Below are 25276 nucleotides of genomic sequence, written 5' to 3' on the forward strand. Positions count from 1 at the left end.
TCCGAAGTCGTCCGACCGCAATTGCAGCAGCCAACCCAGTAGCGATTTCCTCAGAAAAACGGCCGGTCGTCCGTGCGGGACGACCGGCCGTCGGCGGACGTCAGTCGAGCTGTCCGTCCAGCTGTCCGTCCAATTGCCCGCCGAGTTGTCCTTCGAGTGCCGCCTGCACCAGGTCGTCGACGGACATGTCGTCGATCGAGCCGGTGTCGTCGCTCTCCTCGGCCGAGGACTTGCCGAGGAGGTGCAGCAGCGGTTCCAGTACGCCGATCTCGCGCAGCTGGGTGAGCGGCACCTTGGCCAGGAGGTCGCGGATCTCGGCTTCTTCGCCGTCGGTCTCGGCCGCGTCCTCGGGTACCAGCTGGTCCAGAAGGTGGGTGGCCAGCTCGGCGGGCGAGGGGTGGTCGAAGACCAGCGTGGAGGCGAGGCTCAGTCCGGTCGCCGCGCCCAGACGGTTGCGCAGTTCGACCACGGCGAGCGAGTCGAAACCGAGGTCGCGGAACGGGCGGTCCGCGCGCACCGCGTCGGTGTCGGTCCGGCCCAGTACCTCGGCGGCCTGGGTGCGGACCAGGTCGAGCAGCGTCTCGTGGCGCTTGGCCGGCGCCAGGCCGAGGAGCTGCTCCCGCAGTGCGCCGGAGGGTGCCGCTTCGGGTGCCGCCGTCTCCTGGGGTCCGGCGAGTTCCCGCAGCAGCGGGTTGGGCCGGAAGCCGCCGGAGAAGCGGCCCTTGTCGACGGCCGCGACGACCGCGGTCGCCCCGTCCTCCGCGGCCAGCTGACGCAGGGCCGTGCAGGCGAGTTCGGGGTCCATCGCCGCGATGCCCGCGCGCTGGGCGTTGGCCACGGCGTCCTCGGAGTCGGCCATGCCGCCGCCTCCCCAGGCGCCCCAGGCGATCGAGGTGGCGGCCAGGCCATGGGCCCGGCGCCGTTCGGCTAGCGCGTCCAGCATGGCGTTCGCGGCGGCGTAGTTGGCCTGGCCGGGGCTGCCGACCGCCGACGACGCCGACGAGAACAGCACGAACGCGTCGAGGCCCGAGGTCAGCTCGTCCAGCAGCAGCGCCGGGTCGGCCTTGCTGCGGAACACGTCCTGGAACCGTTCGGGCGTCATCTTGTCGAGGACGCCGTCGTCGAGCACGCCCGCCGTGTGGACCACGGCGGTCAGGTCGTCCACCCCGTCCAGGACCGCCTGCAGGGCGGCCCGGTCGGACACGTCGCAGGCGGTGATGGTGACTTCGGCGCCCAAGTCGCGGAGGTCGGTGCTCAGTTCCTCGGCGCCGGGGGCGTCGGGGCCGCGCCTGCTGAGGAGCAGCAGGTGGCGGGCGCCCTCGCGGGCGAGGGTGCGGGCGACGTGGCCACCGAGCGCGCCGGTGCCGCCGGTGATGAGGACCGTGCCGCGCGGCTGCCAGACGCGGGCCGGCGCGGGGGCGGGCGCGGGGAGGAGCCTGCGGCCGAAGACGCCGCTCGCCCGTACGGCCACCTGGTCCTCGCCGTCGAGTCCGGCGAGGACGGAGGCGAGGCCGCGCAGGACGCGGTCGTCGAGTCCGGCGGATCCGGCAGGTTCGGCGGGTTCGGCGGGCAGGTCGATCAGGCCGCCCCAGCGCTCCGGGTACTCCAGCGCGGCCACCCGGCCCAGGCCCCAGATCGCCGACTGCGTCAGGTCGTCCGGCGCCTCGGCGGCGCTGACGGCCACGCCGCCGCGGGTGACGCACCACAGCGGTGCGGTCAGGCCCGCGTCGCCGAGCGCCTGGATCAGCGCCGCCGTGAGCAGGGTGCCCTGCGGTGTGCCGCCGGGGTCCGAGGGGGCGAGGCCGAGCAGGGAGACCACGCCGGTGAAGCCGGTGCCGAGGGGGGCGAGGGCCTCGGCGATCCGGGCGCGGTCGGGGGTGTCGACCGCGACGGTGACGACGTCGGCGCCGAGCGCGGCCACGACCCGTGCCGCCCAGGCGTCGTCGCCGGCCGGGGTCACGGCCAGCCAGCGTCCGGCCGGCGTACCGGAGCCGCCGTCCAGCGGCTTCCAGGCGATCCGGTGCCGCCAACTGTCCACGACCGCCGTGTCGTTGTGCTGTCGGCGCCAGTCGAGCAGGGCGGGCAGCACCTGGGAGAGCGCGCCGCCGTCGACGTCGAGCACCTGCTCCAGCGCGCCGAAGTCCTCGCCCTCGACGGCGGCCCAGAACGCGGCGTCGTCGCTGCCGGGCTCGGCGGCGGCCGAACGTGTGGCGGTGCCGGTCATGGTCGAGGGCCAGAACCGCTGGTGCTGGAAGGCGTAGGTGGGCAGGTCGACGCGGTTGCCGCCGCCGAAGAAGCCGGCCCAGTCGACGTGTACGCCGCGGGCGTGGAGCCTGGCGAGCGCGGTGACGGCGGTGGTCTCCTCGTCGCGGTCCTTGCGCAGCAGCGGGATCGCCACGGTGCCGGGGGCGTTGTCCGGGACGAGGCCCGACAGGGTGGCGTCCGGGCCGAGTTCGACCAGGGTCGTGACGCCGCGCTCGGCGAGGGTGCGGACGTTGTCCGCGAAGCGCACGGCCTCGCGGACGTGCCGTACCCAGTACTCGGGGTCGGTCAGGTCTCCCCCGGCCACGACCGGGATGGTCGGCGCGGCGAAGGCCAGACCCGTGACGACCTTGCGGAACTCGTCGAGCATCGGGTCCATCAGCGGCGAGTGGAAGGCGTGCGACACCCGCAGCCCGCGGTGCTTCCAGCGGCCCACGACGGCGTCGACCGTCTCCTCGGGACCGGCGACGACCACCGACTCCGGCCCGTTGACCGCGGCGATCGTGACACCGTCGGTGAGGTGCGGCAGGACGGCGTCCTCCGACGCCTGCACCGCGACCATGGTGCCGCCGGCCGGCAGGGCCTGCATGAGCGAGGCCCGCGCCGACACCAGCGTGCACGCGTCCGCCAGGGAGAGCACCCCGGCGACGTGCGCGGCGGCGATCTCGCCGATCGAGTGCCCGGCGAGGAAGTCGGGCCGCAGCCCCCACGACTCGGCGAGCCGGTAGAGGGCGACCTCGACGGCGAACAGTGCCGGTTGGGCGTTGCCCGTCCGGTTCAGTGCCGCCTCGTCGTCGCCGCGGACGACCTCCCGCAGCGCCGGGTCGAGGAGCTCCGTGACCTCGTCCAGCGCGGCCCGGAACACCGGGAACCGCTCGTACAGTGCGCGGCCCATGCCGAGCCGCTGCGAGCCCTGTCCGGCGAACAGGAAGGCGAGCTTGCCCGCCCGGGCGGCCTCGTCGACGACGACGTGCGGGGTGCGGACACCCTCCGACAGTGCGGTGAGGCCGGCCAGCAGGTCGTCCCGGCCGTCGGCGAGGACCACCGCCCGGTGCTCGAAGGCGGCGCGGCCGGTCGCCGCCGAGTAGGCCAGGTCGGCGGGTTCGGCGGTGGACGCGGTGGTGAGCAGGCGGGCGGCCTGGTCGCGCAGCGCTGCGGGGGTACGCCCGGAGACGAGCACCGGCAGCACTCCGGCCGTGTGCTCCACCGGCTTCGTGGGCTCGGGCTCGGCCTGCTCGATGATCACGTGCGCGTTGGTGCCGCTCGCGCCGAACGACGAGACACCCGCCCTGCGCACCCGGCCGGTGTTGGGCCACGGTGTCCGCTCCGACAGCAACTTGACCGTGCCGGCACTCCAGTCGACGTGCGTGGTGGGTTTCTCGGCGTGCAGCGTGCGGGGCAGTTCGCCCGCCCGTAGCGCCATGACCATCTTGATCACACCGGCGACACCGGAGGCGGCCTGGGTGTGGCCGAGGTTGGACTTGACGGCGCCGAGCAGCAGCGGGTTGGCCCGCTCCCGGCCGTAGGCGGCGATCAGCGCCTGGGCCTCGATCGGGTCGCCGAGCTTGGTGCCGGTGCCGTGCGCCTCGACGGCGTCCACGTCGTTCGGGCGCAGTCCGGAGGCGGCGAGCGCATGGTGGATGACCCGCTGCTGGGCGGGGCCGCTGGGTGCGGTCAGGCCGTTGGAGGCGCCGTCGGAGTTGATGGCGCTGCCGCGGACCACCGCGAGGACCTGGTGGCCGTTGCGACGCGCGTCCGACAGCCTCTCCAGTACGAGCATGCCCACGCCCTCGGCCCAGCCGGTGCCGTCGGCGTCGTCGGAGAACGCCTTGCAGCGACCGTCCTCGGACAGGGCGCCCTGGGCGCTGAACTCGATGAACCCGACCGGCGTCGACATCACGCACACACCGCCGGCCAGCGCCATGGAGCACTCGCCCGCACGCAGCGCCTGCGCGGCCAGGTGCATGGCGACCAGGGACGAGGAGCACGCGGTGTCGACCGATGCCGTCGGCCCCTGGAGGCCGAAGGTGTAGGCGAGGCGGCCGGACAGCAGCGACGCGGACTGCGCGGTCTGCCACTCCAGGCCGGTCTCCTCCGGGGAGGGCCGGTACTCGCCGCTGCCGCCGCCGACGAACACGCCGGTGTCGGTGCCGCGCAGCAGGCCCGGGTCGATGCCCGCGCGCTCCAGTGCCTCCCAGGCCGTCTCCAGCACGAGGCGCTGCTGCGGGTCCATGACGAGGGCCTCGCGCGGCGAGATGGAGAAGAAGTCCGGGTCGAAGTCGGCGACGTCGTACAGGAATCCGCCGCGCCGGGTGGCGCTCTGTCCGGCGGCCAGCGCGGCCAGGTCCCAGCCCCGGTCCGCCGGCATGTCGCCGGTGGCGTCGATGCCGTCGAGGAGCAGCCGCCACAGGTCCTCGGGGCTCGTCACGCCGCCGGGGTAGCGGCAGCCCATGCCGACGATGGCGATGGGCTCGTCGAGGGCCCTGGTCCGTGGGACGAGTACGCCCTCGGCCGGGTCCTCGGTGGTGCCGAGCACCTCGTCGAGCAGGTGGGTGGCGAGTTCGCCGGGTGTCGGGTGGTCGAAGACGAGCGTCGCGGGCAGGGTGCGGCCGGTCGCGGCGCCGATCTGGTTGCGCAGGTCGAGCGCGGTGAGCGAGTCGAAGCCCAGGTCGCGGAACGGCACGTCCGGTTCGATCGCGTCGGGCCCGGAGTGGCCGAGCACCACGGCCGCGCGCTCGCGCACCAGCGTGAGCACCTCGCCCTGCCGCTCGTACTCCGGCAGCTCAAGGAGCCGCTGCGCGAGGGCGGAGTCGGGCTCGGCGGCCTCGACGCGGGCCTCGGGCAGGGCGGCGAAGACGGTGCTGGGGCCGAACGCGGGCGCGAACGTCTCCCAGCGCACATCCACCACGGCGACCGTGCCGCGCCCGGCCGCGACCGCGAGCCCGAGCGCGGACAGCGCCTGCCGGGCGGGCATGACCGGCATGCCGCTCAGCCGCAGGTGCGCGGTCATGCTCGGGTCGGTCGTGTCGGCCCACGGGCCCCACGCCACGCACAGTGCCGTACGGCCCCGGTCGCGCCGCCCGCGGGCGAACGCGTCGACCAGCGCGCCGTGCGCGGCCTGCGGACCCTGCCCCCGCGCGCCCCAGATCCCGGCGACGGACCCGAACACCACGAAGGCGTCCAGCTCCCGGTCGCCGAGCCGTTCGTCGAGGTCGTACAGGACGTCGAGCGGGGTGTCCTCGCCGACGTAGAGGACGGCGTCGGCCCGCTCCAGGTCGTCGAGATCGTGGCTGACGACGACGTCGTCTCCCTCGTCCTCCAGCCACCGCACCGCATGCCGTCCCATCGTGCCGTCGGCGCCGACGACGAGGACCGTGCCGCGCGGCGTCCAGGACGGCGCGGTGACGGTCGTACGGGCCAGCCGCCGGGCGTGGACTCCGTCGGCGCGGATCGCGACCTGGTCCTCGCCCTCGGGTATCCGGGCGAACCAGTCGGCGACGGGCTCGGCCAGGTCGACCAGGCCGCCCCAGCGCTCGGGGTGCTCCAGCGCGGCGACCTGACCCTCGCCCCAGACCGGGGCCAGGGCGGGGCTGCGCAGTGGCTCGTCGCCGACCGCGACCGCGCCCCGGGTGACGCACCACAGCGGCGCCGTGACCCCGGCCTCCGCCAGGTCCGCCAGCAGTTGAGCCGGACCGGTGGGCAGCAGCGAGAGCACCCCGGCGTAGTCGCCGGCCCGCACCTCGTGGGCCACCTCCGCATCCCCGCCGAACGCGGCAACGGCCTCGGCCGCCCACGCGTCGCCCTCCGGCACCAGCGCAAGCCAACGCCCCTGCGGCGCGCCGGTCCCCGCCGCGACCGGGGCCCACGTCACGTCGTACAGCCAGCCGTCCACGGCGGCGCGGGCCGGCTGCGCGGACGAGATGGTGTGCGGCCAGTAGCGCTCACGCTGGAAGGCGTATGTCGGCAGTGCCACGCGGCGGGCGCCGGTGCCCTCGTAGTACCTCTCCCACTCGATGCCGGTGCCCCGCAGGAACAGGTGACCGAGGGCGAGGGCGAACGCGTCCCGCTCGTCGCGGTCCTTGCGCAGTGCGGGCACGGCGTCCTCGACGAGCGCGGAGAGTACGCCGTCGGGGCCGATCTCCAGGAACGTCGTGGCGCCGTCGGAGCGCAGCGCGGTGACGTGGTCGTGGAAGCGGACGGTTTCGCGGACGTGGCGGACCCAGTGCTCCGGGTCGGTCACATCGCCGCTGGTCACGATCGGGATCGTCGGCTCATGGAAGGTGAGCCCGGTGAGGGCGGCGCGGAAGTCGTCCAGCATCGGGTCCATCAGCGGCGAGTGGAACGCGTGGGAGACCCTCAGCCGCTTGGTCCTGCGGTCGCCGAAGGCTTCGGCGATCCGCTCGACCTCGGTCTCCTCGCCCGCGATCACCACGGACGACGGGCCGTTGACGGCCGCGATGGATACCGACTCGGTGACCTGCGCGGCGACTTCCTCCTCCGTCGCCTCGATGGCCACCATGGCGCCCCCGGCAGGCAACGCCTGCATCAGCGTCGCCCGGGCCGTCACCAGCTTCGCGGCGTCCTCCAGGGCGAGGACACCGGCCACATGGGCCGCCGCGATCTCACCGATGGAATGACCGGCGAGGTGGTCGGCCCGTATGCCCAGCCATTCCGCCAGCCGGTACAGCGCGACCTGGAGCGCGAACAGTGCGGGCTGCGTGTGGCCGGTCCGGTTCAGCAGTTCCGCGTCCTCACCCCACATCACCTCCCGCAGCCCCGGCTCCAGATGTGCCAGTACGTCGTCCAGGGCGTCGGCGAAGACCGGGAACCGCTCGTACAACTCCCGTCCCATACCCAGCCGTTGGGATCCCTGCCCGGAGAACAGCAGTGCCGTTGCGGCGGCCTTGCGGGCGGTGCCGTTGGCGATCTCTGTGCCGTCGACGAGGAGGACGCGGTGCGGGAAGGCGGTTCGGGTGGTGGCCAGTGAGTAGGCGATGTCGAGCGGGGCGGCGTCCACCGTCCTGATCCGCTCGATCTGGGCGCGCAGGGCGTGTTCGGACTTCGCGGAGACCAGCCACGGGGTGCCCGGGGCTCGATCCGCGTCGGCCGGGGCCGGGGCCGTGGCGGCGGGGCCCTCCTCCAGGATGACGTGGGCGTTGGTCCCGCTGAGGCCGAACGCCGAGACACCGGACCGGCGCGGATGCCCGTTCTCCGGCCAGTCGACGGAGTCGCCGAGCAGCGCCAGCGTGCCCGAGGACCAGTCGACGTGCGAGGTGGGCGCGTCGACGTGCAGCGTCCTGGGCAGCATGCCGTGTCGCATCGCGAGCACCATCTTGATGACGCCGGCGACACCGGCGGCGGCCTGCGCGTGGCCGATGTTCGACTTGACCGAGCCCAGGTAGAGCGGGGCCGGCCGGTCCGTGCCGCCGAACGTGGACAGCAGGGCCTGCGCCTCGATCGGGTCGCCCAGCGTGGTGCCGGTGCCGTGCGCCTCGATGGCGTCGATGTCGGCGGGCGAGAGGCCTGCGTCGGCGAGGGCCTGCCGGATCACGCGCTGCTGGGAGGGGCCGTTGGGCGCGGTGAGGCCGTTGGAGGCGCCGTCCTGGTTGACGGCCGAGCCGCGGACGACGGCAAGGACGTCGTGTCCGTTGGCGACCGCGTCGGACAGCCGCTCCAGTACGAGCAGACCGGCGCCCTCGGACCACGCGGTGCCGTCGGCGGCCTCGGCGAAGGCCTTGCAGCGGCCGTCGGGGGCGAGGCCGCCCTGGGTGGTGAACTCCACGAACGAGTCGGGGCTGGACATGACCGACACGCCGCCCGCGAGGGCGAGCGTGCACTCGCCGCCGCGCAGCGCCTTGGCGGCCCAGTGCAGGGCGACCAGGGAGGAGGAGCAGGCGGTGTCGACGGTGACGGCCGGGCCCTCCAGGCCGAGTACGTAGGACAGCCGGCCGGACATCACCGACGCGGTGTTGCCGGTGGCCAGGTATCCCTGGACCTCGGCGACGGTGTCCTCGGTGGCGCGGCGCAGGACGTTCTCGTAGTCCTGGCCGTTGGTGCCGATGAACACGCCGGTGCTGCTGCCGCGCAGGCGCGAGGGGTCGATGCCGGCCCGCTCCAGGGCCTCCCAGGCGGTCTCCAGGACGAGTCGCTGCTGCGGGTCCATGGACAGGGCCTCGCGCGGCGAGATGCCGAAGAAGCCGGCGTCGAAGTCGGCGACCGCGTCGAGGAATCCGGCCTCCAGGGCGGCGGAGGCGCCGGCGCCGAGGGCGTCGAGGTCCCAGCCGCGGTCGGCGGGGAACGCGCTGACGCCGTCCCGTCCCTCGGCCAGCAGCCGCCACATCTCCTCCGGCGAGCCGACGCCGCCGGGGAAGCGGCAGCCGATGCCGACGACGGCGATCGGGTCGTCGTCGAGCGGGGCGGCCGTCACGGCGGGCGCCGAGGTGCCGGACTCGGCCCCTGTCCCGCCCAGTGCTTCGGCGCGCAGGAACTCGGCCAGCTCCGCCGGGGTCGGGTAGTCGTAGAGCAGGGACGCGGGCAGCGTCAGCTCCAGTGCGGCCTGGAGGCGGTTGCGCAGCTCCAGCGTGGTCAGCGAGTCGAAGCCGAGGTCCAGGAAGGCCCGGTCGACGTCGACCTCGGCGGCGTTCGCGTGCCCGAGGACGGCGGCGATCTGGCCGCGTACCAGGTCGAGTACGGCGCGGGCGCGATCCGCGGCGGGCAGGGACGCGAGCCGGCCGCGTACCTGAGGCTGCTCGGCCCCGGCGGTGTCCTCGGCGGTGCGCAGGCGCCTGACCTCGGGCAGGTCGTCGACGAGCGGCGCGGGCCGCAGGCCTGCCAGGGCCGGCAGATAGCGTTCCCAGTCGATGTCGGCGACCGTCACCGAGGCGTCGCCGTGCTCGATCGCCTGGCGCAGCGCGGCCATCGCGAGGTCCGGCGCCAGAGGCGTGAACCCGCCGCGCCGCAGCCGCTCGGACACCCCGGCGCCGTCGACGGCCATCCCGGCCTCGGCCCACGGGCCCCATGCCACGGAGGTGGCCGCGAGGCCCTGGGCGCGCCGGTGTTCGGCGAAGGCGTCGAGGAAGGCGTTGGCCGCCGCGTAGTTGCCCTGTCCGGCGGCGCCGATGACGCCCGCGGTGGAGGCGAACAGGACGAACGCGTCCAGGTCGGCGGTCAGTTCGTGCAGGTTGCGGGTGGCGGTCTCCTTGGCGCGCAGCACGCTCGCGAAGGCGTCCGGTGCCATCGTCTCGACCAGCCCGTCGTCCACGACGCCGGCCGTGTGGAACACCGAGGTGACCGGGTGCTCGGCAAGCAGGGCGGCGAGCGCGTCGCGGTCGGCGACGTCGCAGGCGGCGATGACGGCCTTCTCGCCCAGTTCGGCGGCGAGTTCGGCCGCGCCGGGCGCGTCCGTGCCACGCCTGCTGACCAGGACGATCTTCTCGGCGCCGTGGGCGGCGAGCCAGCGGGCGACGTGCGCGCCGATGCCGCCGGTGCCGCCGGTGACCAGGGCCGTGCCGGGGCGGAACTCGCGCGCGGTGCCGTGGACGGCCTTGCGGCTCAGGCGGCGGCCGTAGGTGCCGGAGGGGCGCACCGCGACCTGGTCCTCGCCGCGCTGGGCGAGGATGCCCGCGAGACGGCGCAGGGAGTTGCGGTCCAGCTGCTCCGGCAGGTCGACCGAACCGCCCCAGCGGGTGGGGTGTTCGAGGGCGACGACCCGGCCCAGACCCCACACGGCGGCCTGTTCGGGCCGGGTGACGGTTTCGGAACCGCCGACCGACACCGCGCCGCGGGTGGCTACCCACAGCGGGGCGTCGACGCCCGCGTCCCCGAGTGCCTGCACGACGAGGGTGGTACGGGCGAGGGCGGTCTCGGTGTCGGTGCCGAGCGCCACGAGCGAGAGCACACCGGCGTAGGAGCCGCCGTCGAGTCGGGCGGCGAGCGCGGCCCGGTCGGTGTCGGCCTCGATCACTTCGGTTCCGGCGCCGAGCGCGGCCACGATGTCCCGGACGTCGGCGGCGTCGTGGCCGTCCGCCGTCAGCACCAGCCACGGCCCGGTCGCCACGCCGGTCGCGGTGAGCGGCTTCCAGGTGACGCCGTAGCGCCAGGAGTCCACGGTGGACCGGAGCTTGCGGGTGCGCCATTCGGCGAGCGCGGCGAAGTCCTCGCGCTCGACGGCGTCCCAGAACGTGTCGTCGACACTGTCGCCGGCGGCCTGCGCCGACTGCGGCGCGACGGGCTCCGGCCAGTAGCGCCGGTGCTGGAACGGGTAGGTCGGAAGGTCGACGGTGCGCGCTCCGGCACCGTCGAAGTACGCCCGCCAGTCGACCGCGGTGCCGCGCACATGCACGCCCGCCAGCGCGATGAGCAGGGTGGCGGCTTCGGGCCGCTCACCGCGCAGCGCCGGGACCAGTACGGCGTCCTCGGTCAGGCTCTCCCCCGCCATGCCGCACAGCACGCCGTCGGGTCCGAGTTCCAGGTACGTCCGCACGCCCCGGCTCTCCAACTGCCGTACGGCGTCGGCGAATCGCACCGTCTCGCGCACGTGCCGCACCCAGTACTCCGGGTCGGTCACGTCACCGCTGGTGGTGAGCGGGATCTCGGGGGCGTTGAACGACAGCCCCGCGATGGCGGCACGGAAGTCGTCCAGCATCGGGTCCATCAACGGCGAGTGGAAGGCATGCGACACCTTCAGCCGCTTCGTACGACGGTCCGCGAACCGCTCCACGACCCGCGCCACATCGGCCTCGTCACCCGCGACCACCACCGACGACGGCCCGTTGACCGCGGCGATCGACACCGCACCATCCAGGTACGCAGCCACCTCCTCCTCGGTCGCCTCCACCGCCACCATCGCCCCACCCGACGGCAACGCCTGCATCAACCGCGCCCGCGCCGACACCAGCGCACACGCGTCCTCCAGCGACAACACACCCGCCACATGCGCGGCCGCGACCTCACCGATCGAGTGCCCGGCGAGGTGGTCGGGCGTGACGCCCCACGACTCGACCAGGCGGTACAGGGCGACTTCGAGTGCGAAGATCGCGGGCTGGGCGTATCCGGTGCGGTCGAGGGTGTCCTGGTCCTCGCCCCACATCACCTCGCGCAGCGGCCGGTCCAGTTCGGCGTCGAGGTGGACGCAGACGGCGTCCAGGGCGTCGGCGAACGCGGAGTGGGTGTCGTACAACTCGCGGCCCATGCCAAGGCGTTGGGAGCCCTGGCCGGTGAACAGCAGTGCCGTACGACCCCGGGCGGCGGTGCCGCGGACGAGGGAGGCGTCCGGGAGGTCGTCGCGCAGTGCGGTCAGGCCGCGTACGAGTCCGGCGTGGTCGTGCGCCACGATGACGGCGCGCCGCTCGAAGGTGGAGCGGTGGCGGGCCAGGGATCCGGCGAGGTCGACGGGGTTGGCGTCCAGTTCCAGCAGCCGTGCGGCCTGCTGTCGCAGGGCCTCGTCGGCGCGTGCCGACAGCAGTACCGGGACCAGGGTCGGGGCGGGTTCCGGTGCCGGGTCCGCGGTGGGCGGCGCCTGTTCCAGGAGCAGGTGCGCGTTGGTGCCGCTGAGTCCGAAGGACGACACCGCGCCCCGGCGGGCGCGGCCGGTCTCGGGCCAGGGCTGCTGCTCGGTGAGCAGTTCGACGGTCCCGGTGGACCAGTCGACCTTGGTGGACGGCTGGTCGACGTGGAGGGTGCGGGGCAGGATGCCGGTCTGGAGTGCCTGGACCATCTTGATGACGGAGGCGACGCCGGAGGCCATCTGGGTGTGGCCGATGTTGGACTTCACGGAGCCGAGCAGCAGCGGCCGGTCGGCGGCGCGGTCCTGGCCGTAGGTGGCGAGGAGGGCCTGCGACTCGATGGGGTCGCCGAGGTCCGTGCCGGTGCCGTGGCCCTCGATGGCGTCCACGTCGGACGGTGCGAGGCGCGCGTTGGCCAGGGCCTGGCGGATGACGCGCTGCTGGGAGGGGCCGTTGGGTGCGGTGAGGCCGTTGGAGGCGCCGTCCTGGTTGATGGCGGAGCCGCGGACGACGGCGAGGACTCGGTGGCCGGCCGCGATGGCGTCGGAGAGGCGTTCCATCAGGACCAGGCCGACGCCCTCGGCGAGGGTCATGCCGTCGGCGGAGTCGGAGTAGGCCTTGCAGCGGCCGTCCTTGGCGAGGGCGCGCTGCCGGCTGAAGCCGACGAAGGCGCCCGGGGTGGCCATGACGCTGACGCCGCCGGCGAGGGCGAGGCTGCTCTCGCCGTCGCGCAGCGACTGGCAGGCCAGGTGCATCGCGACCAGGGAGGACGAGCAGGCGGTGTCGAGGGTGACGGCGGGGCCTTCGAGGCCGAAGAGGTACGACACCCGGCCGGACAGCACGCTGGAGAGCGTGCCGGTGATCATGTGGCCCTCGTCGCCGGGGGCCGCTCCGGAGCCGCCGGAGGAGTAGTCCTGGTAGCTCGCGCCGATGAAGGCGCCGGTGCGGCTGCCGCGCAGGGTGTGCGGGTCGATGCCGGCGCGTTCCATGGACTCCCAGGCGGTCTCCAGGAGGAGGCGCTGCTGCGGGTCCATGGCGAGGGCCTCGCGGGGCGAGATGCCGAAGAAGCCGGGGTCGAAGTCGGCGACGTCGTGCAGGAATCCGCCCTGCACGGAGTAGGCGCCGCCGGGGGCGTCGGGGTCGGGGTTGTAGAGCGCGGAGGCGTCCCAGCCGCGGTCGGCGGGGAAGCCGGAGATGGCGTCGACGCCGTCGAGCACGACCCGCCACAGGTCCTCGGGCGAGCTGACGCCGCCGGGGTAGCGGCAGGCCATGCCGATGATGGCGATGGGCTCGTCGGTGGCCGCGGCCGCGACGACCGGCTGCTGTGCCGTCGGGTCGGAGCCGAGGATCTCGGCGAGCAGGAACTCGGCGAGGGAGAGGGGGCTCGGGTGGTCGAAGACCATCGTGGTGGGCAGGGTGAGGCCGGTCGCGGCGGCGAGCTTGTTGCGCAGGTCGACGGCGGTGATGGAGTCGAAGCCGGCCTCGCGGAAGGCCCGGTGCTCGGTGAGCGCGTCGGGGCTCGCCATTCCGAGCACGCCGGCCGCCTGGGCGCGTACGAGGTCGAGCAGGGTCTGCTGCCGCTCGGCGGGCGGCAGGGCGCGCAGCTTCGCCGCGAACCCGTCGGCCTGCTCGTTTCCGGCCGACTGTGCGGCGGCCGTGGTGAGCGCCCGCACCTCGGGGAGCTCGTCGAAGAGCGTGGTGGGCCGGACGGCCGTGAACACGGGGTGGTAGCGGTCCCAGGCGACGTCGGCGATGGCCAGCTCGGTCTCGTCGTCCTCGATCGCCCGCTCCAGCGAGGCGAGCGCGAGGCGGGCCGGCATGAACTCCAGGCCGCTGCGCCGGATCTGCTCGGTGTCGACGCGGCCGAGGCCGAGGTCGTCGGACCAGATGCCCCACGAGACGGCGGTGCAGCGCAGGCCGCGGGCCCGGCGGGCGGCGGCGAGCGAGTTGAGGTAGGCGTTGCCGGCGACGTAGGCGGCGTGGTCGCCGCTGCCCCACATGCCGGAGACCGACGAGAACAGCACGAACGCGTCGAGGTCCTCGGTGAGCAGCTCGTCGAGGTGGCGGGCGCCGTCCACCTTGGCACTGAGGATGTCGGCGAGTGCCTGGGGGGTGGCGCCGCCGATGGAGTGCAGGCCGATGACCGCGGCGGTGTGGATCACCGAGCGGATGTCGTGGCCGTTCGCGCGCAGGTCGTCGAGCAGGGCGGCGACGGCATCGCGGTCGGCGACGTCGCAGGCCACCACCGTGGTGGGGGTGCCGATCTCGGCGAGTTCGGCGGCGAGTTCGCGGGCGCCGGGCGCGTCGAGGCCGCGGCGGCTGGTGAGCACCAGGTGCTCGGCGCCCAGGTGGGCGAGCCAGCGGGCCACGTGCGGGCCGAGCGTGCCGGTGCCGCCGGTGATGATCGTCGTGCCGCGCGGCGTCCACTCCCGCCGCTTGTCGGGGCGGGCGGGGGCGCGCACGATCCGGCGGGCGAGGGTGCCCGAGGCGCGGATCGCCAGCTGGTCCTCCTGACCGGCCCCGGTGAGGGCGGCGACCAGGCGCCGGCCGGCCCGGGCGTCGAGTGCGAGGGGCAGGTCGATGGAGCCGCCCCAGCGCTGCGGGTGTTCCAGCGCGGCGGTCCAGCCGATGCCCAGGGCCTGGGCCTGGCCGGGGTGGGTGACGGTGTCGGAGCGGCCGGTGGACAGGGCGTCGCGGGTGAGGTTCCAGACGGGCGCGGTGATGCCCGCGTCGCCGAGGGCGTTGATCAAGGAGACGGTGAGGAGCAGGCCGAGCGGCAGCCCGAGCGTGGCCGGCCGCTCGGCGGCGGGCAGCAGCGAGACGATGCCGGCGAGGTCGGCGTCGGCGAGGTCGCAGAGCCTGGCCGCGAGGACGGCACGGTCCGCGTCGGCCTCGCCGAGCGTGATGCGGCGGACCTCGGCGCCCCCGGCTTCCAGGGCCGCGACCACGTCGGCGTCGTCGCTGTCGTCGGCGGCGACGACCAGCCAAGTGCCGGTGAGGGTGGCGCCGTTGAGGCCGCGCAGGGGCTTCCAGGTGACCCGGTAGCGCCAGGCGTCGGTGGTGGAGCGGTCACGGCCCGCCTGACGCCAGGTGGTGAGCGCGGGCAGGACGGCGGCGAGGGTCTCCTCGTCGAGGTGCAGTGAGCGGGTGAGCGTGGCGAGGTCGGACTGCTCGACCGCTGTCCAGAACGCGGCGTCGGCCGGGTCGGCGGCACCGGCGGCCTGCGGCGGCATGGCCGGGCCGGTCCAGAACCGCTCACGCTGGAAGGCGTACGTCGGCAGGTCGACGCGGCGCGCCCCGGCGAACTGCTCCTTCCAGCGCACCGGAATCCCGCGCACCCACACCTCGGCGACCGAGGCGAGCACCCGGGCGGCGCCGCCCGCGTCACGGCGCAGGGTGCCGGTGACGACGGCGCGCCGGCCCGCGTCCTGCGCGGCGTCCTGTACGCCAGGGGTGAGCACGGGATGCGAGCTGACCTCGATGAACGCCTGGTGCCCGGCCGCGAGGAGCGTGTCCACGGCCTCGGCGAGGCGCACGGTGCGGCGCAGGTTGGTGAACCAGTACTCGGCGTCGGTGGTGGCGTTGTTCCACTCGCCGGTGACCGTGGAGAGGAACGGGACCCCGGGTTCCAGCGGCCGGATAGGCGCCAGGTCGCGCAGGAGTTCCTCGCGGAGCACCTCCACCTGCGCGGAGTGCGAGGCGTAGTCGACCTCGATCCGGCGCACGCGGACGCCTTCCTCGGCGAGCGCCCCGCACAGCGCGTCCAGGGCCTCCAGGTCGCCGGAGACCGCGACCGAGCGGGGGCCGTTGGTGGCGGCGAGCGAAAGCCGGTCGCCCCATTCGGCGAGGCGCGGCTCGATCTCGGCGGCGGACAGCGCGATGGACACGATGCTGCCGGAGCCGGACATGGTGCGCCCGATGGCCTGGCTGCGCAGCGCCACCACGCGCGCGGCGTCCTCCAGCGACAGCGCGCCGGACACCGCGGCGGCGGCGATCTCGCCCTGGGAGTGGCCGATCACGGCGTCGGGGGTGACGCCGTACGCCTTCCACACCTCGGCGAGGGACACCATCACCGCCCAGGAGGCGGGCTGGACGACGTCCACGCGGTCCAGCGAGCCGCCGCCGCGGATGACGTCGATGAGCGACCAGTCGGTGAACGGGCGCAGTGCGGCGGCGCACTCGGCGAGCCGGGCGGCGAACACCGGTGACTCGTCGAGCAGTTGAGCGCCCATGCCGACCCACTGGGTGCCCTGGCCGGGGAAGACGAAGGTGACCTTGCGTTCCAGGTCCGCGACGCCGCGCGCGATCTCGACGCCGTCCAGCAGCACCGCGCGGTGGTCGAACAGGGAGCGGTGGGCGAGCGAGAACCCGATGTCGTGCGGGCTGCCCGGCACCTCACGCAGCCGCTCCACCTGGGCGAGCAGCGCGGCGTCGGACTTCGCGGAGACGACCCAGGGGGCGACGGCCGTGCCGTCGAGGACCGGGACGGGCGCCTCGCTCACCTCTTCGGCGACCGGGGCGTCGTCGCCCGGCACCTGTTCCAGGATCACGTGGGCGTTGGTGCCGCTGATGCCGAACGACGACACGGCGGCGCGCGCCGCGCGGCCCGTCTCCGGCCACGGCGTGGGCTCCTTGAGCAGCGACAGCGCGCCGGAGCTCCAGTCGACGTGCGAGGACGGCGCGTTGAGGTGCAGGGTCTGCGGCAGGACCTCGTGCCGCAGCGCCATCACCATCTTGATCACCGACGCCACACCGGCCGCGGACTGGGTGTGGCCGATGTTCGACTTCACCGAGCCGAGCAGCAGCGGCCGGTCGGCGTCGCGGTCGCGGCCGTAGGTGTTGAGCAGTGCCTGCGCCTCGATGGGGTCGCCGAGCGCGGTGCCGGTGCCGTGGGCGTCCAGGGCGTCCACCTCGGACGGCAGCACGTCGGCGTTGGCCAGGGCCTGCTGGATGACGCGCTGCTGGGAAGGGCCGTTGGGGGCCGACAGTCCGTTGGACGCGCCGTCCTGGTTGACCGCGGAGCCGCGTACGACGGCCAGCACCGGGAGCCCGCCCCGGCGCGCGTCGGAGAGCTTCGCGAGGAACAGCATGCCGATGCCCTCGGACAGGATCATGCCGTCGGCGGAGTCGTCGAACGCCTTGCAGCGGCCGTCCTTCGCCAGGGCGCGCTGCCGGGAGAACGCGATGAGCGGCTTCGGGTTCGGCATCACGGTGGCGCCGCCGGCGACGGCGTACGTGCTCTCCCCGGACCGCAGCGACTGGCAGGCCAGGTGCAGGGCGACCAGGGACGACGAGCAGGCGGTGTCGACGGTGACGGCCGGGCCCTCGAAGCCGAACACGTACGACACCCGGCCCGACAGCACCGACGGGCTGCTGCCGGTGACGGCGTAGCCCTCGCTGCCGCCGCCGTCGCCACCGCCGTATTCGATGTAGCTGGACCCGATGAACGCGCCGACCCGGTCGCCGCGCAGCGCGGCGGGGTCGAGGCCGGCCCGCTCGACCGCCTCCCAGGTGGTCTCCAGCAGCAGCCGCTGCTGCGGGTCCATGCCGGTGGCCTCGCGCGGCGAGATCCCGAAGAACGCCGGGTCGAAGTCGCCGGCGTCCGGCAGATAGCCGCCGGCGGTGGTGTACGTCGTGCCGGGTCGGTCGGGGTCCGGGTCGTACAACTGGCCCATGTCGAAGCCGCGGTCGCCGGGGAACTCGGTGATCGCGTCGGTGCCCGCGAGCACCATGTCCCAGAACCGCTCCGGGGTGTCGGCGCCGCCGGGGAAGCGGCACGACATGCCGATGATGGCGATGGGTTCGTCGGAGCCGTCGCGGTGGGCGGTCCAGACGGTGTCGGCTTCGGTGGCGCCGAGCAGTTCGGCGAGCAGGTGGTCGGCGAGGACCGCGGGGGTCGGGTAGTCGAAGACCAGCGTGGCGGGCAGCGGGAGCCCGGTGGCGTCGGAGAGTTTCTTGCGCAGTTCGACGCCGGTGAGCGAGTCGAAGCCGATGTCGCGGAAGGCGCGGTGCTCGCCCACCTCGTCGGCGGAGCCGTGGCCCAGCGTCGCCGCGGCCTCGGCACGGACCAGGTCGACGATGCGGCGCCGCCGGTCGTCCTCCGGCAGATCGCGCAGCCCGCGCACGAAGTCGGAGTCGTGCCGCGCGGGTTCGGCGGCCCCGGTGAGCAGCGCCTTCGTCTCGGGCAGGTCGGCGAGCAGCGGGCTCGGCCGCACCGAGGTGAAGACCGGGAAGTAGCTCTCCCAGGCGACGTCGGCGACGGTGACGCAGGTGTCGCCGTGCACGAGGGCACGGTTGAGTTCGGTGACCGCCTGCTCGGGCGGAAGGAGGGTCAGGCCTCGTTTGGACAGGTGCTCCGACATCGCGGCGTGGGTCGCCATGCCGACCTCGGCCCAGGGTCCCCAGGCTATGGACGTGGCCGCGAGACCACGTGCCCTGCGATGCTCGGCGAGCGCGTCGCAGTACGCGTTGGCCGCACCGTAGGCGGCCTGGCCGCCGCTCCCCCACACGCCGGCGATCGAGCCGAACAGGACGAAGAAGCCGATGTCACCGACGAGTTCGTCGAGGTGTCGGGCACCGTCGACCTTTGCGGCCAGCACGTCCGCGAACGCGGTCAGGTCGGTGTGCTCCAGCGGCGCCTGCTGGGGGGTGCCGGCGGCGTGCACGACGCCGGTGAGGTCGTCGATGCCGTCCAGGAGGTGCTGGAGTGCGGCGCGGTCGGCGACGTCGCAGGCGACGATCTCCACCCGGGACCCCAACTCCTCCAGCTCCGCCCTGAGTTCGGCGGCGCCCGGCGCGTCCGGGCCACGTCGGCTGGTCAGGACGAGGGTCTCGGCACCGCGTCCGGCGAGCCACCTGGCGGTGGTGGCGCCCAGGCCGCCGGTGCCGCCGGTGATCAGCACCGTGCCGGAGACGGGGAGGCCGGCAGGCAGCGCGTCGACCGGTCGGCGGGCGAGGCGGCGGCCTAGGACACCGGTCGAGCGGACGGCGACCTGGTCCTCGCCGTCGAGTCCGGCGACGACGGTGACCAGACGGCGCAGGGCGTTCTCGTCGAGGGTGTCCGGGAGGTCGATCAGGCCCGCCCAGCGCTGCGGGTACTCCAGTGCGGCGGCCCGGCCGAAGCCCCACACCGCCGCCTGGGCGGGCGAACGAACCTCGTCGCCGAGACCTGCGGCGACCGCGCCGGAGGTGACCGTCCACAGCGGGGCGTCGAGCCTCTTCACGAGTTCGACGGTGAGCGCGAGGCCGACGGTGAGCGCGGCGTGCGGACGCTCGTCCAGCGCGAGCAGCGACACCGCGCCGTCGCAGTCGGGGAGTTCGCCCACGGCGGCGACATCGGCGGGGTCGGAGGGGTCGTCGGCCGGATCATCCAGGGTGACCACGGTGACGTCGGCGCCATGCGCGGCGAGCGCGGCGCGGTACGGCTCGGGGTCGGTGCCGCCGGAGGTGAACAGGGCGATGCGACCGACCAGGACCGGGGTGGCGGTGGCCCGCAGCGGCGCCCACAGCACCCGGTAGCGCCAGGAGTCGAGGAGAGTCTTCTCCTGGTTGCCGTGCCGCCAGGACGACAGCACCGGGATCAGGGAGTCCAGGGAGGAGCGCTGGTCGGCGTCCAGCCCGAGCAGTGCGGCGAGTTCGCGGGCGTCACCGCGTTCGACGGCGGCCCACAGGGTGGCGTCGGCGGGGTCGGCCGAGGTGTCGGAGGCGGCGGGCGGCTGCTGCGGCGCGCCGAGCGGCCAGTAGTACTCGTGCTGGAAGGCGTAGGTGGGCAGGACGATCTCGCGGGCGCCCGCGAACCAGGTGCGCCAGTCGGCGCCCACCCCGGCCGTGAACAGCCGGCCCAGGGCGGCGACCACGGCCTCCTCCTCGCCCCGGTCCTTGCGCAGCACCGGGACGGCCTCGTCGACCAGGGCGGACAGGGCGCTCTCGGGGCCGATCTCCAGGAAGGTGGTGACACCCGAGTCGCGCAGCGCCTGGACGTTGTCGGCGAATCGCACCGTCTCGCGCACGTGCCGCACCCAGTACTCCGGGTCGGTCACGTCACCGCTGGTGGTGAGCGGGATCTCGGGGGCGTTGAACGACAGCCCCGCGATGGCGGCACGGAAGTCGTCCAGCATCGGGTCCATCAACGGCGAGTGGAAGGCATGCGACACCTTCAGCCGCTTCGTACGACGGTCCGCGAACCGCTCCACGACCCGCGCCATATCGGCCTCGTCACCCGCGACCACCACCGACGACGGCCCGTTGACCGCGGCGATCGACACCGCACCATCCAGGTACGCAGCCACCTCCTCCTCGGTCGCCTCCACCGCCACCATCGCCCCACCCGACGGCAACGCCTGCATCAACCGCGCCCGCGCCGACACCAGCGCACACGCGTCCTCCAGCGACAACACACCCGCCACATGCGCGGCCGCGACCTCACCGATCGAGTGCCCGGCGAGCGCGCCCGGCCTGATCCCCCACGAGCGCACGAGCCGGAACAGGGCGACCTCGACGGCGAACAGCGCGAGCTGCGCGTGTCCCGTCCGGTTCAGCTCCTCCTGGTCCTCGCCCCACATGACGTCGCGGACGTCGAGGCGCTGCAGCACCTCGTCCAGGGCGTCCCTGAACACCGGGTGGCGCTCGGCGAGTTCACGTCCCATGCCGAGGCGCTGGGTGCCCTGTCCGGAGAACAGGAACGCGACCTTGCCCGGCGCGGCCTCGCCCTCGACGAGCGCGCTGTCCGTGTGCTCGGTGGCCAGCGCGGTCAGCGCCCGCAGCAGCCCCTCGCGGTCCTCGGCGACGACGGCCGCCCGCTGCTCGAACGCGGAGCGGGTGGTCGCCAGCGAGTACGCGAGGTCGGTGAGGTCGAGCGAGGTGTCGCCGGCCACGAACGACCGCAGCCGGGCGGCCTGGCCGCGCAGCGCGCGCCGGGTACGGGCCGACAGGACGAAGGGCCCGCGGACCTGCTGCAGGGACTCGCCTGCCTCCTGCGGGGACTCACGGGGCGGCTCCTCCGCCTCGCGGCGCGGCTGCGCGGCATCGGCGCTTTCGAGGATCAGGTGCGCGTTGGTGCCGCTGATGCCGAAGGAGGAGACGCCTGCCCGGCGCGGGCGGTCGGCCTGCGGCCACTCGGTGTTCTCGGTGAGCAGCCGGACTGCGCCCTCGGTCCAGTCGACATGCGTGGACGGCTCGGTGACGTGCAGGGTTCTCGGCAGTAGGCCGTGGCGCATCGCCATGACCATCTTGATGACGCCGGCGACGCCCGCCGCGGCCTGGGTGTGGCCCATGTTGGACTTCACCGAGCCGAGCAGCAGCGGCCGGTCGTCGTCGCGGTCCCGCCCGTAGGTGGCGAGCAGGGCCTGCGCCTCGATGGGGTCGCCGAGGGTGGTGCCGGTGCCGTGCGCCTCGACCGCGTCCACCGCGTCCGGGGTGAGCCCGGCGGAGGCCAGGGCCGCGCGGATGACGCGCTGCTGGGCGGGGCCGTTGGGGGCCATCAGGCCGTTGGAGGCGCCGTCCTGGTTGACGGCCGAGCCACGGACGACGGCGAGGACGCGGTGGCCGTTGCGCCGGGCGTCCGACAGCCGTTCCAGTACGACCACACCGGCGCCCTCGGCCCAGCCGACGCCGTCGGCGGAGTCGGAGAAGGCCTTGCACCGGCCGTCCGGGGACAGGCCGCGCTGCCGGGAGAACTCGATCAGCGCGGTCGGCGTCGACATGACGGTGACACCGCCGGCCACCGCGAGCGAGCACTCACCGGCGCGCAGCGCCTGCATCGCCCAGTGCATGGCCACCAGCGACGAGGAGCACGCCGTGTCCACGGTGACGGCGGGCCCCTCCAGGCCGAGCGTGTAGGAGACCCGGCCGGACACGATGGACGGCGAGGTGCCGGCGCCCTGGAAGCCCTCGAAGTCGCCGCCGCCGAGCCGGGCGCCGTAGTCGTTGTACATGACGCCGGCGAAGACACCGGTCTGGCTGCCGCGCAGCGAGGTCGGGGCGATGCCCGCGTTCTCGATCGCCTCCCAGACGACCTCCAGCAGGATGCGCTGCTGCGAGTCGGTGCCCAGGGCCTCGCGGGGCGACATGCCGAAGAACCCGGCGTCGAACTCGCCGGCGTCGTGCAGGAATCCACCGGAGCGGGAGTACGTCGTGCCGGGGTGCTCGGGGTCGGGGTGGTACAGGTTCTCCAGGTCCCAGCCCCGGTTGGCGGGCAGGCCGGTGACGGCGTCGCCGCCCTCCGACACCAGCCGCCACAGGTCGTCGGGCGAGCCGATGCCGTCGGGGTAGCGACAGCCCATGCCGACGATGACGATCGGGTCGTCGGAGACGTCGGTGACCGCGGTGGGGGCGGTGATCTCGGCCGCGCCGTCGAAGAGGTCGTCCAGCAGGTGGGCGGCGAGCGCGGTGGGGGTCGGGTAGTCGAACACCATCGTCGCGGGCAGTCTGAGACCGGTCACGGCGGTGAGCTGGTTGCGCAGTTCGACCGCGGTGAGCGAGTCGAAGCCGAGGTCCTGGAACTGGCGCGTCGGCTCGATCTCGGCGCCCGAGGCGTGTCCGAGCACCGCGGCGACCTGCGTGCGCACCAGGTCGAGCAGGGCGTCGCCGCGCTCGTCCGCGGGCAGTTGGGCGAGGCGGCGGACGAGGGTGTCGGCGGTCTGCGAGCCGGTGGCGGCGCGGCGGACGCGGGTGCGGATCAGGCCGCGCAGCAAGGGCGGCACCTCGCCGCCCCGGCGCAGTGTCGCGAGGTCGAACCGCGCGGGTACGGCGGTGGCGTGGGAGCCTGCGACCGTGGCGTCGAACAGCCGCAGTCCCTGCTCGACGGTGAGCGGCGGCATGCCGGTGCGGGCCATGCGCTCGGCGTCGGTGTCGGCGAGCATGCCGGCCCCCGCCCAGGCGCCCCAGGCGAGCGACACGGCGGGCAGGCCCTCGGCCCGCCGGTATTCGGCGAGTGCGTCGAGGAAGTGGTTGCCCGCCGCGTAGTTGGCCTGGCCGGGGGTGCCCCAGGTGCCGGCGAGGGACGAGAACAGCACGAACGCCTTGAGGTCCAGGTCCCGGGTGAGTTCGTGCAGGTGCCAGGCCGCGTCCGCCTTGGGGCGCAGCACGGGGTGGAGCCGTTCGGAAGTGAGGGAGGAGAGCACGCCGTCGTCGAGGACGCCGGCCGCGTGCACGACCGCGCTGACGGGGTGCTCGCGCAGCAGCTCCGCCAGCGCCTCGCGGTCGGCGACGTCGCACGCGGCGACGGTCACCTCGGCGCCCAGCGCCCGAAGTTCGGAGACGTCGGCCGTGCCGCTGCGGCTGACCAGCACCAGTTCGCGGACGCCGTACGCCGTCACGAGGTGCTGTGCGATCAGCGTGCCGAGGCCGCCGGTGCCGCCGGTGACCAGGACCTTGTCGCCCCAGTCGGCCTGCGGTTCGGCGGCTTCGGCGCGGGTCAGGCGGGGCGCGTAGGCCTCGCCGTCGCGCAGGGCGAGCTGCGGTTCGCCGGAGCCGATCGCCTGGCCCAGCGCCGCCAGCGAGGCTTCGGTGCCGTCGAGTTCGAGCAGGGTGTGACGGCCGGGGGCCTCGGACTGGGCGGAGCGGACCATGCCCCAGACTGCGGCGGAGGCGAGGTCGCGGTTGCTGGTGACGAAGACGAGCCGTTCCTCGCGCTCCTCCTGGAGCAGGCTGAGGACGCGTTCGGTGAGCGTGTGCACGGAGCCGACGACGTCCGCGTCGCCGAGCAGGGGCACGACGAGCACGTCGGCGTCGTCGACACCGCCGAGCCCGAACACGTCCTCGCCCAGCACGGAGAACGCGGTGGGCTCCGCGGGCACGGTGACGGGCACCCAGTCGACGGTGAACAGCGCGTCGCGGTCGGTGGCGGCGGAGGGTGCGCCGACGGGCCGTACGACCAACGAGTCCACGGTGGCGACCGGTTCGCCGGAGGCGTCGGCCGCGGCGATGGCGTAGGTGTTGTCGCCGCTGCGGGTCAGGCGCACGCGCAGTTCACTCGCGCCGGTGGCGTGCAGGGACACGCCCTCCCAGGAGAACGGCAGTCCGGCGTCGCCCTCCCCGGCGGCGAGCGCGGCGTGCAGGGCGGCGTCCAGCAGCGCCGGGTGCAGGCCGAAGCCCGCCGCGTCGGCGTCCTCGGGCAGCCGCACCTCGGCGTAGAGGGCGCCGTCGCCGCCCTGCCAGGCCGCCTGGAGCCCCTGGAACACGGGCCCGTACTCGAAGCCCATGCCCGCGAACTGGTCGTAGCAGCCGGCGATGTCGAGGGGGCGGGCGTCGGCGGGCGGCCACACGGTGGTGTCGAAGGAGGTGGCGCGGGCGGGTGAGGTGAGGACGCCGGTGGCGTGCTGCGTCCACGGCTCGTCCTCCTCGCCGTCCGGGCGGGAGTGGACGGTGACGGTGCGGCGGCCGTCGGCGTCCGGCTTGCCGATCCACAGCTGCACCTGGACGCCGCCGGTCTCGGGCAGCGCGAGCGGCGCGGTGAGGGTCAGTTCCTCGACGCGGTCGCAGCCGACCTCGTCGCCGGCGCGGACGGCGAGTTCGAGGAAGGCGGTCCCGGGCAGCAGGACCGTGCCGCGCACGGCGTGGTCGACCAGCCACGGGTGGGTGGTGCGGGTGAGGCGGCCGGTGAGCAGCACCCCGTCGGAGTCGGCGAGCGAGACCGCGGCGGTGAGCAGCGGGTGCTGCGCGGCGCCGAGGCCGGCCGAGCGCGGGTCGAAGCCGAAGCTGCCGCCCTTGGGCCAGTAGGTCCGGGTCTGGAAGGCGTACGTCGGCAGGTCGACTCGGCGGGCGCCGGTGCCGGCGAAGTACTCGGCCCACTTCACGGTGGTGCCGCGCACATGCAGGGCGGCGAGGGCGGCGGTGACGGTGTCGGTCTCGGGGCGGCCGGAGCGCAGCAGGGGCAGTGCGGTGACGTCGTCGGCGCTCTCCTGCACCAGCGCGGACAGGACGCCGTCGGGGCCGACTTCGAGGAAGGTGGTGACGCCGTGCTCGTGCAGCCAGCGGACGCCGTCGGCGAACCGCACCGCGCGGCGGACGTGGTCCACCCAGTAGTCGGCGGAGGTGACCTGCTCGACACGGGCCTGCTCGCCGGTGACGTGGGAGATCAGGGGGATGAGCGGCGGGTTCAGGGTGAGGTCGGCGACGACGGCGCGGAAGTCGGCGAGCATCGGGTCCATCAGCGGCGAGTGGAAGGCGTGCGACACCGCGAGGCGCTTGGTCTTGCGGCCCTCGGCGGTGAAGTGCGCCTCGATCGCGGCGACGGCGTCGGCCGCTCCGGCGACGACGACCGAGCGGGGGCCGTTGACGGCGGCGACGGAGACCTGTCCCGCGGGGAGTCGGCCGTCCGACTCGGCGTCGCCGAGGTGGGCCAGGACCTCGTCCTCGGTGGCGGTGACCGCCAGCATGGCGCCGCCGGCGGGCAGTGCCTGCATGAGGTCGCCGCGGGCGGTGACGAGGCGGGCGGCGTCCTCCAGCGAGAGCACTCCGGCGACGTGCGCGGCGGCGATCTCGCCGATCGAGTGCCCGGCGACGAAGTCGGG

The 25276-nt window shown here is 74.4% G+C and carries 1 protein-coding gene (running past one end of the window); it reads right to left on the reverse strand.

The genetic code is table 11. The features are described from left to right. Positions 1 to 100 precede the first annotated feature (100 nt). Positions 101 to 25276 carry the 3' portion of a type I polyketide synthase gene (locus tag QQM39_RS02365; protein ID WP_301994907.1) on the reverse strand. Its footprint extends 1872 nt past the window's final position, so the window shows 25176 of its 27048 coding nt (coding positions 1873–27048); its start codon lies off the right edge, out of view — the gene reads right to left on this strand; the stop codon is at positions 101 to 103.

The sequence above is a fragment of the Streptomyces sp. DT2A-34 genome (assembly GCF_030499515.1).
In the GTDB taxonomy this organism is placed as follows: domain Bacteria; phylum Actinomycetota; class Actinomycetes; order Streptomycetales; family Streptomycetaceae; genus Streptomyces.